We start from the raw sequence: 15,439 nt of genomic DNA, 5'->3' as shown, positions 1-15,439 counted from the left end.
TTATTTTGAATAAAGAAGAAATTTTATATTCATCTTTAGTTATTGGAATATCCTGTTGGATTTTTTAATATGCAGTAAGAAATGCGCAGTGCTAATGGAATAGCAAGGCAAAATAAAAGCCCCATGAGCACTATAAGAAGCATTTTTGCTGCTAAGATCATCCCTATTGTTCCTCCAGGATTAAAGAGGCCAGCAAGATTGGTGATGACCCCTGCTAAAGTTGCACTTAAGGCCGCTGAAAATAGTTGTACAGAGGTAAGGGATTCACTAGCACGCAGAGCATCTTCATCATTTGCACATTGTAAGATCCGTGTGAGTAAATGTGGCCAAGCTATGCCCGCACTGATCCCAATAGAAAATAGTGCTAAGCAGATAATAAAAATATATTTAAATGTGGAAACTTCTGTTGGAATGAGCCACAAAAGAATAGCGATGCCTAACAGTTTTAGGAAGGGGGAGTATACAATGATGTTGCGAATTTTTTTTGAAGAGACACCAGCACTTGAGAGGGCTCCACATGTCCACCCTAAGCTCATAAGTGCTGCTATATAACCAGCAATAAGTGGTGTTTGCCCATGAAGCTCTTGAAGAAAGAGTGGAAAATAAAGTTCTATACTATATACAACTGTTGTCATAACAAGTATCAATGCGTAAACAGGGGAAATTTCAGAAGAAAGAGCAAAGGTTTTGTGTGGCAGCATAGGATGAAGGGACGATGATTCGATTTTTGCTAGAACAAAAAAAAGACTAAGTCCGATAACGAGCCCGCAGACTTTTGCCATGGTCGACTCCATAGCACCCCCAACAGAAATAATAAAAATTAATAAAGTGAGTGTGAGAAGTTGGAGAAAAGGGAGAGGAGATATTGGAATATTATTTTCATTCTTTTGGGGTAAAAATTTAAAGGCGATGAGTGAGAAAAATATAGCTAATACGCCAATGATCCAGAAAGATGCTCTCCATAGGCCATAATATACAGCAATTCCTCCGATTGCTGGTCCTAATAAGGTTGATATTCCCCACATTCCAGAAATAACACCTAATGCGTGTGACCATAAAGATGGACTGAAAATAATACGTACCATAGAATAGGATAGGGATAACAAAGAGCCACTTCCAAATCCTTGAATAAAGCGTCCTATTAAAAATAATGGCATAGATGAAGAAACGCTGCACAGAAAAGTCCCTAGGGTAAAGATAAGTCCAGAGATAACATAAGCGTTGCGAGGACCTAATTTCCCTAATATTTTTGTTGCAAGCGAAGTCCCTACGAGTGAAGCTGTAATGAAGACAGTCGCTACCCAAGAATAATATACTTCACTACCGATATGATTCATAAGAGAGGGTAGAATAGTAATAACAATATAAACATTCGTGGCGTGCAACAAGACCCCGCCTGTAAACGTTAAAAAGCAAAGACCATTTTTACCTACTAAAAGCGCAGACCAGCTTTGTTTTTTCACTGTTTTTGCTATTTAATAAAAATTTATTCTCTTTTCACTTATAAGATAGTTCATTAAATTTGCCAAGAGAAATTCAAAGCTCCAAGCAGAGCTTTGAATTTTAATTTAAGCAATAACTTAATTGCTCATAGCTTTTTTGAGATTTTCATCAATTTTATCGAGGAAACCTGTTGTAGAAAGCCACTTTTGTTTAGGGCCGATCAAAAGTGCGAGATCTTTAGTCATAAAACCTTCTTCAACGGTTTTAATACAAACTTCTTCCAATGTTGTGGCAAAGTTTTTTAATTTTTCATTGTTATCCAGTTTGGCGCGATGGGCCAATCCACGTGTCCATGCAAAAATAGAGGCAATGGAATTTGTTGATGTTTCTTCACCTTTTTGATGCTGACGGTAATGGCGTGTTACGGTGCCGTGTGCGGCCTCTGCTTCAACAACTTTACCGTCTGGTGTCATAAGAACGGAAGTCATGAGACCTAGAGAACCAAAGCCTTGAGCAACAATATCGGATTGAACATCACCATCATAGTTTTTACATGCCCATACGTATCCACCTGACCATTTTAATGAAGAAGCAACCATATCATCAATGAGACGATGCTCGTAATATAATTTACGGTTTTCAAATTCATCTTTAAATTCTGTATCGAATATTTCTTGAAAGATATCTTTAAAACGACCATCGTAAGTTTTTAGAATGGTATTTTTTGTTGAAAGATAAACTGGAACATTTCGCTGTAGTCCATAATTAAAGGATGCGCGAGCAAAATCACGAATTGACTCATCAAGGTTATACATAGCCATGGCAACCCCTGCGCTTGGGGCATCAAAAACTTCATACTCAATAACTTGATTATCATCACCGACAAATTTAATACTTAATTTTCCTTTGCTCGGAAATTTAAAATCTGTTGCCTTATACTGATCACCAAAAGCGTGACGTCCGATAATAATTGGCTTTGTCCAGTTAGGAACAAGGCTAGGGATATTTTTACAGATAATGGGTTCGCGAAAAATGACGCCTCCTAAAATGTTGCGGATGGTGCCATTGGGTGATTTCCACATTTTTTTTAGGTTAAATTCTTTAACACGTGCTTCATCAGGTGTGATGGTAGCACATTTTATACCAACCCCATATTTTTTGATAGCATTGGCAGAATCGATCGTTACCTGATCATTGGTTGCATCACGATTTTCGACGGAAAGATCATAATATTTGAGATCAATGTCGAGATAGGGATGAATTAATTTATCTTTGATATATTTCCAGATGATACGGGTCATTTCATCCCCATTGAGTTCAACAACAGGGTTTTCTACTTTGATCTTTGCCATGAGAAGTCCTTTTTCTTTTAAGTGATATTACTTTATAGCACTTTCAGGTTTATAATGAAAAGTAAAAACAAGGGGAAAAGAGCATTCACATATGAATGTTAGAATATATGATCAATAGAGTATAAAATTTTATTGAAGAATTTAATTTTTGAAAAGAAGTAAAGAAGTGATGTGTTGCAAACCCATAATTATTGTATAATTAATAAAAAATCTTTTTAATCGATATAGTAAGTAGATCTCTAAGGAATAGGGGGGTGCATTTTTATGATAAAATTTTCCACTTAATTATTTGATAAGTTTATCGTATTCGAAATTACAGCCTGTTTGTTTCATAGAGAAATTTAATGTAATACAAAAAGCCTTATAATGAGAAATAATTCACCTAAAATGCCGCTTTTAAAGCCAATTTCAGTTCTAGGAAGTTGAAAGGAATTCATAAAGGTGTAGCCAATTTTAATTTAAAAACTAACAGCATATGCACGAATATGGCTTATAAATTCATTTCACAACGAGCTAAACTTTCTAAATTTATTTTATTGTTATCAATCCCACAGTAAATAAAGAATCCTTGAAATGGAATAAATCAATGAATCACTGGATGATTCTTACACCATTTTCACGAAAAGATATCTTTAAAACCCTATTTCCAGACTTTTATTTGGGAGTCCCTCATTTTTAAAATATGAATAAAATGAATATATTATATGGAAAGAAAGGAAACATGGTACGCCCAAGGGGAATCGAACCCCTGTTTCCGCCGTGAAAGGGCGATGTCCTAACCGCTAGACGATGGGCGCAAACCAATGATGAGGCTTATAGAGAGGATCTTTTTACTTCGCAAGCCCTCTGGGGCATTTTTTTTGAAAAAAGTGTGCTTTATTGAATGATTTTTGAGTGTTTCTTGTTAAGAGCATTTTATTTTCTAAGATTTTTTGTAGAAAAAATATAGAGTTATCATGATGGATAGAAAGCTTTGTTGCGAACATCGTATTTAATGAATGATATTTTTTGTTTATTTTCAATTTGAGGCATAGATCAAAATGATCACAACAGCATTTTAAAAATGTTTATTTTTTGCATATTTTATTCATGTTTGTCTCAGGCATGCACATGTGAATATTCTTTAACTTGCTTGAGAGAACTTTTATATAAGAAGTCTACCATTTGAGCTTATCATAAAGTAAAATCGTATAATTTATAAAGTAGAAAACTGTATTTATAAGAAAGTTAGCAAATAGTACGAATCACAAAAAAGTTTTCTCTTGAAGCATAAGCCGGAAATTCCTTTCAATTTCACAAGAAGACAGTCTATATAAAACTAAAAGATATTGAGGAAGTTTTTATAAAATATCTTAAAAGCAGATAAAGAGTTGATTTAGGTTCTTGTCATTTCAATTCGTTAGTCTTTCAAAAGAGTGACAATAAGTTGAAGTAAAATATTCGAACTTTACAGATTTATCCTCCATATTTATAATATCTTAAAATTATGCTGTACACGCATAAGTTTTTGTTTTTTACTCTAATGTAAAATTCTGTTTGATAGAGAAGAGCGTTGAGACCTTTGCATTAAAGAACGGGAATTTAAGCTATATATAAGCTATATAATGGTAAAAAATAATGTGGTATTATTTACTAACATACTTTATACTTTCCGTTCTTTTTACGTATCATATGAGAGAGTGTTTTTTTACCAAGTTTTCAATATTCTTTAGCTTGTGATTGATTGTTTTTTTAAGAGATTTTTTCTATCCTTTGTTGATAGAGTTTAGTTTTTATGAGAAGTTTTTTACTTAAAAAAACAAGGCATTTTTTTATGGTAATTTGCATTTATGAATTTTGCAGATTTTCATTGAGAATTAGATTTTTTATAAAGGTTATGAAATCTTTGAAGAAAACAAATATTTGTATTTTTATGAATTTTGCTTGAATAAGCGGGGATAATTCTATTAGAAAGGGGGTAATTCTATTAGAAAAAAGAGAATGAAGAGAGCAGGGGATTTCTTTTATCTTGATGGATATCAATATTCTTTGTGTTGAGCGGCACATCATTTAAACGATTTTTCAATAAAGATTAAGGATCAGTGGTTAGATAATGGCAGAGGCTTTAAAAGTTGGCGTTGCGGGACTTGGTACGGTTGGTACCTCAGTTGTTCAAGCTCTATGTGAAAAAGCGAATAGTTTAGCTTGTCAATGTGGACGATCCATCAAAGTTGTTGCTGTTAGTGCGCGCGATAAAGGCCGTAATCGTGGAATTGATCTGAGTGGTATAAGATGGTTTGATTCACCTGTAGAGATGGCTGTCTCTGATGAGATTGACGTTTTTGTCGAGTTGATTGGTGGTGAATTGGATATTGTGTATACCGCGGTTAAGAGAGCGCTTGAGGCAGGGCATCATGTTGTGACGGCCAATAAAGCTCTTCTTGCTCGACATGGAGTAGAGCTGGCTATAATTGCAGAGCAAAAAGGTGTTTTTCTTCATTTTGAAGCAGCTGTCGCAGGGGGAATCCCTGTGATTAAAGCGATGAGAGAATCACTTGTCAGTAATCACATATCGCGGATTTATGGTATTCTCAATGGAACCTGTAACTATATATTAACACGTATGTTTACGGAAGGCCTATCATTTAAAGATTGTTTAGCAGATGCGCAGAGACTTGGTTATGCTGAAGCAGATCCAACTTTTGATATTGAGGGAAATGATACGGCTCATAAATTAGCTTTGTTGACAAGCTTAGCATTTGGAACCGCTGTTTCATTAGATGATGTTTATGTTGAAGGAATTCATAATATTTCACAGATTGATATCCGAGCGGCTGATGAATTGGGATATCGAATTAAGCTTTTAGGGGTTGCATTAAAAACGGATTCTGGAATAGAGCAACGCGTTCATCCAACAATGGTCCCAACATCTTCAATGATTGCACAAATCAATGGTGTAACCAATGCTCTTTCTATTCAAAGTGATTTATTAGGTGAATTACTGTTTTCTGGTCCCGGTGCTGGAGGAACGGCAACAGCATCAGCCGTCATTGGTGATTTGGCTGATATAGCAAAAGCACACTCTAATTTTCACTATGCTCCTGTTTTAAGACGTCCAGCATTAGAACTTTCTCCTCATAAAAAAGCACGCATTTCACATCATGCAGGTGGTTATTTTATTCGTTTAAATGTTCATGATCGTGCAGGTGTTTTTGCCGCGGTTGCAAGGCATATGGCTGATAATCACATTTCATTAGAGTCCATTGTTCAAAGACCTTTTGTAGAAAATCAGATTGAAAAAACGATTATTTTAATCACGCATGAAACAACAGAAGTGAATGTAAGACAGGCACTTTCAGAGATTGAAAAAGATGGACATCTTGTTGCAAAATCTCAATTTATTCGTATTGAACGTATGGCAGAGAGTTGATAACTTATCTTGATAAGGCAAGCTTGGATACTTTTATCTCTTGTGGAAAGCTTTCATCTTTGCCAAAAGCTTTATTCTTAGAGCTTAATAAGGACTCACATTTTTTTCTGGAATTCATACGGTAGGATTTTTTCATATGCCCACAACTCAGAAGATTTTAAATGAACTTGATCGTATTTTGACACTTGAATTGGTTCGTGTCACTGAACGTGCTGCTGTTGCTGCTGCACGCTGGCGTGGACGTGGCGATGAAAAGGCTGCGGATCAAGCTGCTGTAGATGCGATGCGGCGGGAACTTAATCGATTGCCGATTGAGGGTACCGTGGTGATTGGTGAAGGTGAGCGGGATGAAGCACCTATGCTCTATATTGGAGAAAAAGTAGGTCTTCAAAATGGAGTGGCGATTGATATTGCACTTGATCCACTGGAAGGAACAACACTTTGTGCTAAAAATCTTGCCAATTCTTTGGCGGTGGTGGCAATTGCTGAAAAGGGTAACCTCCTTTATGCTCCTGATGTTTATATGAACAAAATTGCTATTGGTCCTGGTTATCCAAAGGGAGTGGTCGATATAGACGCTCATCCCGCCGATAATATTCATGCTCTTGCAAAGGCTAAAGGAGTGGCTGTTAATCAGATTACTGTTTGTATTATGGAGAGACCTCGTCATGAAAAATTGATTGATCAAGTGCGAGCGACAGGGGCATCAATTCGCTTGATTGGTGATGGAGATGTTGCTGCTGTTATTGATACAACTAATCCAGAAGAAACAAGTATTGATCTTTATATGGGGATTGGTGGAGCTCCAGAGGGTGTTTTAGCGTCTGCTGCTTTGCGCTGCATTGGAGGACAGATGCAAGGCCGTTTGCTGCTTGATACAGAAGAGAAAATTGCTCGCGCTGCCAAAATGGGGATTAGTGATCCAAATAAGGTTTATACAATGGAAGAAATGGCAAAGGGTGACGTTTTGTTCTCAGCAACAGGGGTTACAGATGGTAATATGCTTTCTGGTGTTAAATTCACGCCTCGCTACATTCAAACGGAAACTCTTGTAATGCGCTCCCATACAGGTACAGTTCGTAATATTAAAGCACAACATAGAGATCATTCAAAATTTGATTAATGACCTCTTTTTTGTCAGCCCTAAAAATAGGGTTTTTTTACTGAATATGCTTCCATGAAGGTAATTATTCATGGAAGCGTTTATAGATGTGAGAATATCGTTTTATTATGAGAGCTGGACAGAATGCACCCAGCCATTTTTATCTTCTATATTTCCTTTTTGAAGATCAACCAATTGTGTCCGAAGTTGCTTTGTGACTTCTCCAATTGTTTCATTTCCGATAATAAACTCTCCACCTTTATATCTAAAACGGCCGATTGATGTGACAACGGCAGCTGTACCACAAGCAAAGACTTCTTTAAGATGTCTACTCTTTGCATCTTCTTGCAGCGCTGCAAAAGAATAAGGACGCTCTTCTATCGTTAATCCCATTTGTTTTGCCAACTGTAAAATTGAATGACGTGTTATTCCTGGAAGGATAGTTCCATTAAGGGGAGGGGTTACGAGTGTATTATTGTCCATAATAAAGCAGACATTCATCCCGCCAAGTTCTTCAATCCATTTACGTTCAATCATATCAAGGAAGAGCACTTGGCTACAATTGTTTTCAATTGCACTTTTTTGTGCAAGTAAGCTGGCTGCATAGTTTCCACCACATTTGGCAGCCCCTGTCCCTCCTGGACCAGCGCGGCTATACTCTGTTTCAATCCAAACGTTAACAGGTTTTTCTTCTCCTTTGAAATAGGATTCAACTGGAGAGGCTATGATACAAAAAAGATATTCTTGAGAGGGGCGAACTCCCAAAAAGTTTTCATTGCCAAACAGAAATGGACGGATATAAAGGCTAGCATTGGGATGAACAGAAACCCATTTTTGATCAACTTTTACTAATTGATGAACGGCATCCAGAAAAATATCTATTGGTAATTCTGGCATGGCTAACCGTTTTGCTGACTCTATAAACCGTTGTGCATTGGCATCAGGACGAAAGAGCAAGATGCGTCCATCTTGTGCACGATATGCTTTTAAACCCTCAAAAATTTCCTGTCCGTAATGCAAAACGGTACTTGCAGGATTAATTTCTAAAGCTTTGTATTGAGAAATAACAGCGTTATGCCAGCCTTTGTCTTTAGTCCATTGAATAGTACACATATGGTCTGTAAAAAATTGACCAAAACCGGGATTTTTTAGAATTTCTTCACGTTTTTCTTCTGACAGAGGTAATGGGTGCTTTTCTATTTTTAAGGGAAGTGACGATACGGGAGATTTCATAAGAAAAACCTTTTGAGAATGTTTTAATTTTATTAATAARAAATAATGAAATACTTTGATCACAACTTTATTATTAGCAAAACCTTTATGTCAATGTTTTATTATAGAATTCAAAGGCTATAATAGATATTTTAATTCTATTTTTGCCTCTTTTTCTCAGTGTTATGAAGTAAACTGGAACTTTTATTTATAATTATCGTTTTCTCAAAATAACTATCTGAATAATTTCATATATGCATATTTTCTAGAAATTTAAAGGTAAGGGAATCGAGAAAAGGAATCCACTATGATTGATAAAAATTATCACACATATGAAGAACATCTAGCTGCAGAAAGAAAAGATCATGAACAGCGCGTTTCAATCGCTAAGGGTATTTTTGCTATTCTTCTTGCGCTCGTTATTATCTGGTTTATTTTTGGTTTTTTAGGATCTTTTTTTGCAAAATCTCCTAAACATAGTCCACGTCATACTCCAGAAACAAGCCAGAGTATGACAACGCCCCAAAAAGATTTAAATTCAACCCCTCCTGTACCTTATACCTATAAGAGTACACAGTAATTTTTTTGTAAACATAATCTTTTAGATAAGGCGAAAATCGACGTAGATTAGAAAATAAAATCAGCGTAAATATATATAAGTGAAAAAGATTGAAACGATTTTAATTTCTAAAGTTTTTGATAAACCATTAAATGCTATTGAAATAAATGGCCTCGAAATAAATAATGCAACGGTTTGAACAACCGTTGCATTATTCGTTTAACGTGTGATGAAGCAATTTCCACCAGAATTTTTAATGGTTTCACAAAGACTTATAGCTTCATTACGGTCCTGTGTTTGAATACGAACGCGGTAATAAGTTCCTTTTCCTGGTATAAAAGCCGGTTGGATATTTAAAGGACGGGTACCGATAAGAAATCCAAATTTGGATTTCATATTTTTCAAAGAGTCTCTAGCTAACTCATGCGTTGGTTGAGAGGCAAGTTGCACATAATAACCCTCTGAATTTTGTGGTGCAACTTTGTTTGGTGATGTGGGGCGAGACGCGGCATGCGTTTCGACATTTACATTTCTCTCTGCATGAGAAGGAATTGGAATAAATTTTTCTTCAAGACTCGCATTAGAATTATTTGCAGCGATTATTTTATCAATATTATTTTTGAGATCACTTTCTTGGTCATTTCTATCGGAATCATGGGACGAAATAATAGACGATTCTTGAAACTTATCAGAAATTTGATCAATGGTTTCTGCAGATTGAGCAGCAGGTTTATTCTCTGTTTGATGCATGGGAGCAAGTGTCACTGTACCATCTTGATTGACAATAACGGTTTGTACTTCTCGCGTTGGAATAGTATGATTAATGGCCTGTGTAACGGCATCTTCAACATCAGATTTAGTTGAAGAAGATGATGAAATATTTGAAGATTCTTCTGGACTGAATCCCTCTAAATTTTCAGGTTTTTCAGAGTTATCAATAAGAAATTGTTGTGTATTTTCTTGTTTCTCATTTTGTCCAGTTGTTTGTTTATAGACATCTAAATTATGGGCAATATCATTTTTTGTTTCAGTTGTTTCTGGTTTGAATTTAAAAGGTGTATTATCAGCGTGGATAATGACCATTTCATCATTTTTCTGTGATGGCATAAAAAAATGAGAATAACCAGCAAACCCAACGGCTATTAAAATAAGAAGAAAAATACCTTTGATGAAAGTTTTACCCAAAATAGAACTTTTAAAGGGAGGAGGGGCTGGGGGATGCGTGGGGATTTCATCTGAGCTTGTGTAGGGTGAATTCTCACTCAAAGAGGGAAAATTATATTCCATATTGGCAGCAGAAAAATAGTCAGCATTCTGTTCTTTAGAGTTTATATAAACCCCTTCTTTTGAACTCTGCATAGTTTGATGAAAAATTTCATTAAAAGATTCATTTTTCTGTTGTTTTTGAGAAAAATTATCTTTTGGAACATTTCCTACATTGAGTACATCCGCAAATTCTTCTTCCAGACCACCTGTTGGTATATCATATTCGGGGGCTTCATACGGGACCTCTGGAACCATAATAGGACCAGTTTTTTCTACGATTTCTTCTGAAAATTTATAAGTATCAACATTGGGCGGAGGAGTATTTCTGTGTGTATAGTTATGGGCAAAAAAGCTATTGTTTTGTTTTATATTAAGAGATTCTGATGATGAAAGAAACGCCTCTAAATTATTTTGGCTATGTGAAACTTCTCTGCTTGGGTTAGAGACATTTTCAGCCTTATTGGTGTATTGGGTTTGAGCCTCATTATATCTTGAAATTTCTTCGTTATACGTTTTTTGTTGTGAGGGACTTTCTTCAAGAAAATAGGGGTAATTGGTTGTATGATCTTCTTGTGAAGGTCCCTTTAAAGAAGATTGTCTGTTAACATCTGGTGAATCCAAGGGAGAAGAGTAATCACTTGTTGTTTGATTTCTTTCCGTGTTTTGTCTCTCTAACACTAGGTTAGAAGATGAGAAAAACTCACTTTCTTCTCGAAAAGAGGAGACATCCATATGATCTTTGGGCGTATGATCTTTTGGACTCCAATTTTCTTGATCCACTGAAATTTTATAGGGATGGTTTATAGAGGTATCATAGAAGCTTTGATTGTCATCATAAGTTTTTTGTGTATTCGCAGTCTCAGGCTGTTGTGAAATTGTTTGTGAAAAACGATTGGCTCGTTCAACAGCTTCTGTTTCTTCTCTCTTATTTTCGCGTCTTTCAGATTCATCAAAAAAGAAATTTTCTGATTCTGATTGTGAGATAAAATTACGTTTTTCAAAAAAAGGGTTAGCACTTGTTGTTGTCTTTTCCTGTTGAGGTGATTGATTCTTTTGGATCGGTAATGGAGAAAGCGCGTCTAAAATTTGTTCTTCATCATGACTGGTTGGTGAAGAATATTTCTCTACAGATAAATTATTTTGTTTTGAATGGTTGAAAGAACCAGTTTGTGCAATATCTGAGGCTGTTGCATTGCTGGTTGCATGCGAGTTCCATTGTTTTTTTTGATCATCAAACGGTAGGTCATGTGTTAAATTATTTTCGAGTTCTTCTTCTAGAAAAGACAAATCAAAATCATCATGGGAGGAGGGGCTGGGGGATGATGTTTTGGAATGAGATGTTGAACGATTTGTGTGTAAAAAGGAGTGCTCATTTTGCTCTCCGCTTTGTTTGGTCGGATTAAAAATGCGCGTAAGTCTTTCTAAAGGATCATGGTATTCATGATCTTGTTTTGTTTCATGCGGATTTTTGCGATCGTTATCGCTCATAGCTTTTCTCACATAATGATTTGCACTTAACCTGCAATCAATGGTTAATTTTGATTTGTTATATTAAAATTACAAATTTTCCCCCTCTCATGCAAGGATACATGAAAAAGTTTATCAATAAAGTACCTATTGTATGTATTTATAGAACTTTTTCAACGCATTTCTATTGGGGCTGCGACTCCTATGATGTTAAGTCCTGATGATAAAATATTAATAACGGCTTGTATTAATCCCAATCTTGCAAAGGATAACTCTTTATCATGAGGCTGAATAAAGCGTAAATTGAGATTTTCACTTCCTTTATTCCAATGGGTGTGAAAGCAAGAAGCAAGATCATACAGGTAAAACGCTAATCGATGGGGTTCTTTATGAACGACGGCTTGTTCAATGATACGCGGATATTCAGAAAGTTTGCGTATTAAGAATATTTCATTGTCATCGATTAGTCGATGAAGATGAGTGATCAAGATGTCATTTGAAAAACTTTTAATATGAAGCACTTCTTGTGCTTGACGAAAGACTGAATGACAACGTGCATTTGCATATTGTACGTAAAAAATGGGGTTATCTTTTGATTGTTCAGTTACTTTTGCAAAATCAAAATCAAGAGGTGCTTCACATTTGCGGTATAACATCATAAAACGCACTGGATCACGACCAACTTCCTCGACAACGTCTCTTAGAGTGACAAATGATCCTGCTCTTTTGGACATGCGTACAGGTTGACCATTGCGAAAGAGTTTTACCAATTGACATAAGAAAACACTTAACTTAGCATTATCTCCAGAAATTGCTTTTGCCATGGCTTCTAGCCGTTTTACATAGCCTGCATGGTCTGCGCCTAGAATATAAATCATTTCATCAAAATGACGATTAAATTTATCCCGAAAATAAGCAACATCAGCAGCAAAATAAGTATAAGAACCATCAGATTTGACCAAAACACGGTCTTGATCATCACCAACATTTGTTGAACGAAACAAAGTTTGCTCGCTTGGTTCCCAATCTTCTATATTTTGTCCTTTGGGAGGGGGGAGTTTTCCTTTGTAAATATAACCATTTAAAGTGAGATCGTTAATGGTATTACGAATAGCGCGGGCATTATCTGCGTAAAGCATTCGCTCAGAGAAAAAGATATCATGATAAATATTAAGGGCAGCCAAATCCTCGCGAATCATGGACATCATTGCATCAATCGCCCGTTCTTTCACGATGGATAAGGCTTCATCTTTATCCATGATGAGGAGTTGGTCACCAAATTCTTGAGCCAGCGATTGACCCAACGGTATCAAGTATTCTCCAGGATAGAGTCCCTCTGGAATTTCATTAATTTTTTGTCCAAGAGCTTCACGATAGCGCAACAGTACGGAGTAAGCGAGGACTTCGATTTGTTGACCAGCATCATTGATATAATATTCTTTCGTAATGTTATAGCCCGTAAATTTTAGCAAATTGGAGAGAACATCTCCAACAACGGCGCCGCGACAGTGTCCGACATGCATGGGGCCTGTTGGATTTGCTGAGACATATTCAACATTGATGCGTTTTCCTTGTCCCATTGGGATACGACCATAAGAAGGGCCTAATTCAAGCATAGATTTTATAGCATCTTGCCAAAATAATTTTGTAAGCTTGATGTTGATAAAACCAGGACCAGCAACATCAATGTTTTCGATGGAGGAATCATTTTTAAGCAGTTCTATGATTTTATCTGCAAGGGCACGGGGGCTGAGCCCAATAGATTTTGCAAGCACCATAGCAGCATTGGTTGATAAATGACCATGGGAGGAATCGCGTGGGGGATCAACGGTGATTTTTGATAAATCTAGATCCTCTCCATTTTTTCCTTTTATATCAGATAATTCAATTGATCTTTTAATTTTTTTTTCGAAGTTTTTAAAGATATTCATATTGAGCTTCCATGATGATTCCAAAAGCCATTAAACGAAATGATCTGTATGGTCAAATAAACGATGATATTCACGTAGAGCATAGTGATCAGTCATGCCTGAAAGAAAATCAGCAATCAGACGTGCTAACGCTTGATTTTTTAAGTTCACTGCTTTTTTGCACCAACTTTCAGGCATTGTATCTGGATTTTCATAATAACAATTGAATAATTTTTGTACAATGCATTTTGCTGCATTGCGACGGCTAAGAACTTGTTCATGGTAATAAAGATTTTTAAATAAAAAGTTTTTTAGCTCTTTTTCGTAAACAGTCATTGACGGTGAAAAGGTAACAATGGTTTGTTTTGCTTGGTGAATATCATTTATGCTGGTTGGTTTGATGCGTGCTAAGTTTTCGTGGGATTGTTTGATAACATCTTCAACCATGGTTGTTATTTGTCTTCGTACAAGTGTATAACCGCGTCGTGCTTGGTCGAGGTGGGGATGCTCATCTGTTATCTCTTTTAAGATTGCTGCTGTTAGTGAGACGTGTTCAAATTGATCGAGTGTTAAAAATTGTGACCGTAAACCATCATCAATATCATGTGCATTATATGCGATATCATCTGCAATCGCAGCACATTGTGCTTCTAGTCCTGCAAAACAATTGAGTGCAAGATCTTGCTTTGCATTGTATTGTAAAATATCGCTCGGAACCTCTTTATTTTTTGCATAAGGACCTAAAAGGGGACCGTTATGCTTTACAAGCCCTTCGAGGGTTTCCCATGTAAGGTTGAGGCCATCAAAATTTGCATAGCGCTGTTCTAGTTTTGTAACAATGCGCAAGGCTTGTGCATTATGGTCAAAGCCGCCATAATGAGCCATGGCTTCATTAAGTGCTTCTTCTCCTGCATGGCCAAAGGGCGTGTGCCCAAAGTCGTGAACAAGGGCGATGGCTTCGGCGAGATCTTCATCAAGATACAAGGCACGGGCTAATGTTCGTGCAATTTGAGACACCTCTATGGAATGGGTGAGGCGGGTACGATAATGGTCGCTTTCATCAGCAATAAACACTTGCGTTTTATGTTTCAGACGTCGAAATGCATTAGAATGGATAATGCGATCTCTATCTCGTTGAAAAGGTGTGCGTGTAGAGCCCATCGTTTCATCAAATAATCGGCCACGGCTTGTTTGCGGATGAGCACTATAGACGGCTCGAGATTGGTAATTGAAGTTGATCATGCCTATATCCATTGCAAGCTGTCCATTATCATCTTAAAATTGAGGGCGGTTTATGATGAATAAACTTCTCTTTATAAGTTATAATAATGGGATACTCTTTCTTGATGGTTTAATGCAAGGATATATAAAATGAATGTGAAAATTTCAGATGCTGCTGCTAAGCAAATTGTACAGATACTTTTGCGTGAACCTGATAAAATCGCATTACGTATTTCTGTTGAAGGCGGTGGGTGTTCTGGTTTTTCTTATAAATATGACTTGGTTTCTGAAATGTGTAAAGATGATCTTGTTCTCAAAAAAGATGGAGCAACTGTGCTTATTGATTCACTCTCTCTTCCTTTCATGGAAGGAGCCGAGATTGATTTTGTTGATGATCTTATGGAACAGTCTTTTCAAATCCATAATCCCAATGCTGTTTCATCGTGTGGTTGTGGTGTAAGTTTTTCAATTTGAGAGTGGGGCGTGTGATATTGTTTC

The 15,439-nt window shown here is 36.4% G+C and carries 10 protein-coding genes and 1 tRNA gene; 4 read left to right on the top strand and 7 right to left on the bottom strand.

The annotated features are described in order from the left end of the window. Positions 1–35 precede the first annotated feature (35 nt). The 3 genes from CEV08_RS03355 to CEV08_RS03345 form a co-directional block, all read right to left on the bottom strand. On the bottom strand, positions 36–1,463 hold the full coding sequence (locus CEV08_RS03355) for an MFS transporter (protein WP_100130368.1): 1,428 nt from the start codon (positions 1,461–1,463) through the stop codon (positions 36–38). A gap of 117 nt (positions 1,464–1,580) precedes the next feature. Next, positions 1,581–2,795: an NADP-dependent isocitrate dehydrogenase gene (locus CEV08_RS03350; protein ID WP_100130367.1), complete on the bottom strand. Its 1,215-nt coding sequence runs from the start codon at positions 2,793–2,795 to the stop codon at positions 1,581–1,583. A gap of 722 nt (positions 2,796–3,517) precedes the next feature. After that, a tRNA-Glu gene (locus tag CEV08_RS03345) sits at positions 3,518–3,592 on the bottom strand. A gap of 1,295 nt (positions 3,593–4,887) precedes the next feature. On the opposite strand from CEV08_RS03345, the gene CEV08_RS03340 reads away from it, so the two are divergent. Beyond that, positions 4,888–6,204, top strand: coding sequence for a homoserine dehydrogenase (locus CEV08_RS03340; protein ID WP_100130366.1), 1,317 nt, complete (start codon positions 4,888–4,890; stop codon positions 6,202–6,204). Positions 6,205–6,340: 136 nt separating this feature from the next. Beyond that, the gene (glpX, locus tag CEV08_RS03335) at positions 6,341–7,327 is read left to right on the top strand and encodes a class II fructose-bisphosphatase (RefSeq protein WP_100130365.1); all 987 of its coding nucleotides are present in this window, start codon (positions 6,341–6,343) and stop codon (positions 7,325–7,327) included. Between the two features lie 105 nt (positions 7,328–7,432). Here glpX and CEV08_RS03330 read toward each other — a convergent pair whose 3' ends face one another. Next, positions 7,433–8,539, bottom strand: coding sequence for a branched-chain amino acid aminotransferase (locus tag CEV08_RS03330; protein WP_100130364.1), 1,107 nt, complete (start codon positions 8,537–8,539; stop codon positions 7,433–7,435). Between the two features lie 286 nt (positions 8,540–8,825). Between CEV08_RS03330 and CEV08_RS03325 the strand changes: the two genes are divergently transcribed. Further along, the gene (locus tag CEV08_RS03325) at positions 8,826–9,098 is read left to right on the top strand and encodes a hypothetical protein (RefSeq protein ID WP_100130363.1); all 273 of its coding nucleotides are present in this window, start codon (positions 8,826–8,828) and stop codon (positions 9,096–9,098) included. Positions 9,099–9,296: 198 nt separating this feature from the next. Here the strand turns inward: CEV08_RS03325 and CEV08_RS03320 are convergent, their stop codons facing one another. From CEV08_RS03320 to CEV08_RS03310, 3 genes are all read right to left on the bottom strand, one after another. Then, positions 9,297–11,831, bottom strand: coding sequence for an SPOR domain-containing protein (locus CEV08_RS03320; RefSeq protein WP_100130362.1), 2,535 nt, complete (start codon positions 11,829–11,831; stop codon positions 9,297–9,299). A 152-nt stretch (positions 11,832–11,983) separates the two neighbouring features. Beyond that, positions 11,984–13,741, bottom strand: coding sequence for an arginine--tRNA ligase (gene argS / locus CEV08_RS03315; protein WP_100130361.1), 1,758 nt, complete (start codon positions 13,739–13,741; stop codon positions 11,984–11,986). Positions 13,742–13,771: 30 nt separating this feature from the next. Then, positions 13,772–14,974 (bottom strand): deoxyguanosinetriphosphate triphosphohydrolase, encoded by a 1,203-nt coding sequence (locus CEV08_RS03310; protein WP_100130360.1) that lies wholly within the window; start codon positions 14,972–14,974, stop codon positions 13,772–13,774. A gap of 117 nt (positions 14,975–15,091) precedes the next feature. On the opposite strand from CEV08_RS03310, the gene CEV08_RS03305 reads away from it, so the two are divergent. Then, on the top strand, positions 15,092–15,415 hold the full coding sequence (locus CEV08_RS03305; protein WP_100130359.1) for a HesB/IscA family protein: 324 nt from the start codon (positions 15,092–15,094) through the stop codon (positions 15,413–15,415). Positions 15,416–15,439 lie beyond the last annotated feature (24 nt).

The sequence above is a fragment of the Bartonella tribocorum genome (genome assembly GCF_002778015.1).
GTDB lineage: Bacteria > Pseudomonadota > Alphaproteobacteria > Rhizobiales > Rhizobiaceae > Bartonella > Bartonella tribocorum_B.
The sequence above is the reverse complement of the archived record's forward strand: the minus strand, read 5'-3'. Positions and strand labels throughout refer to the sequence as shown.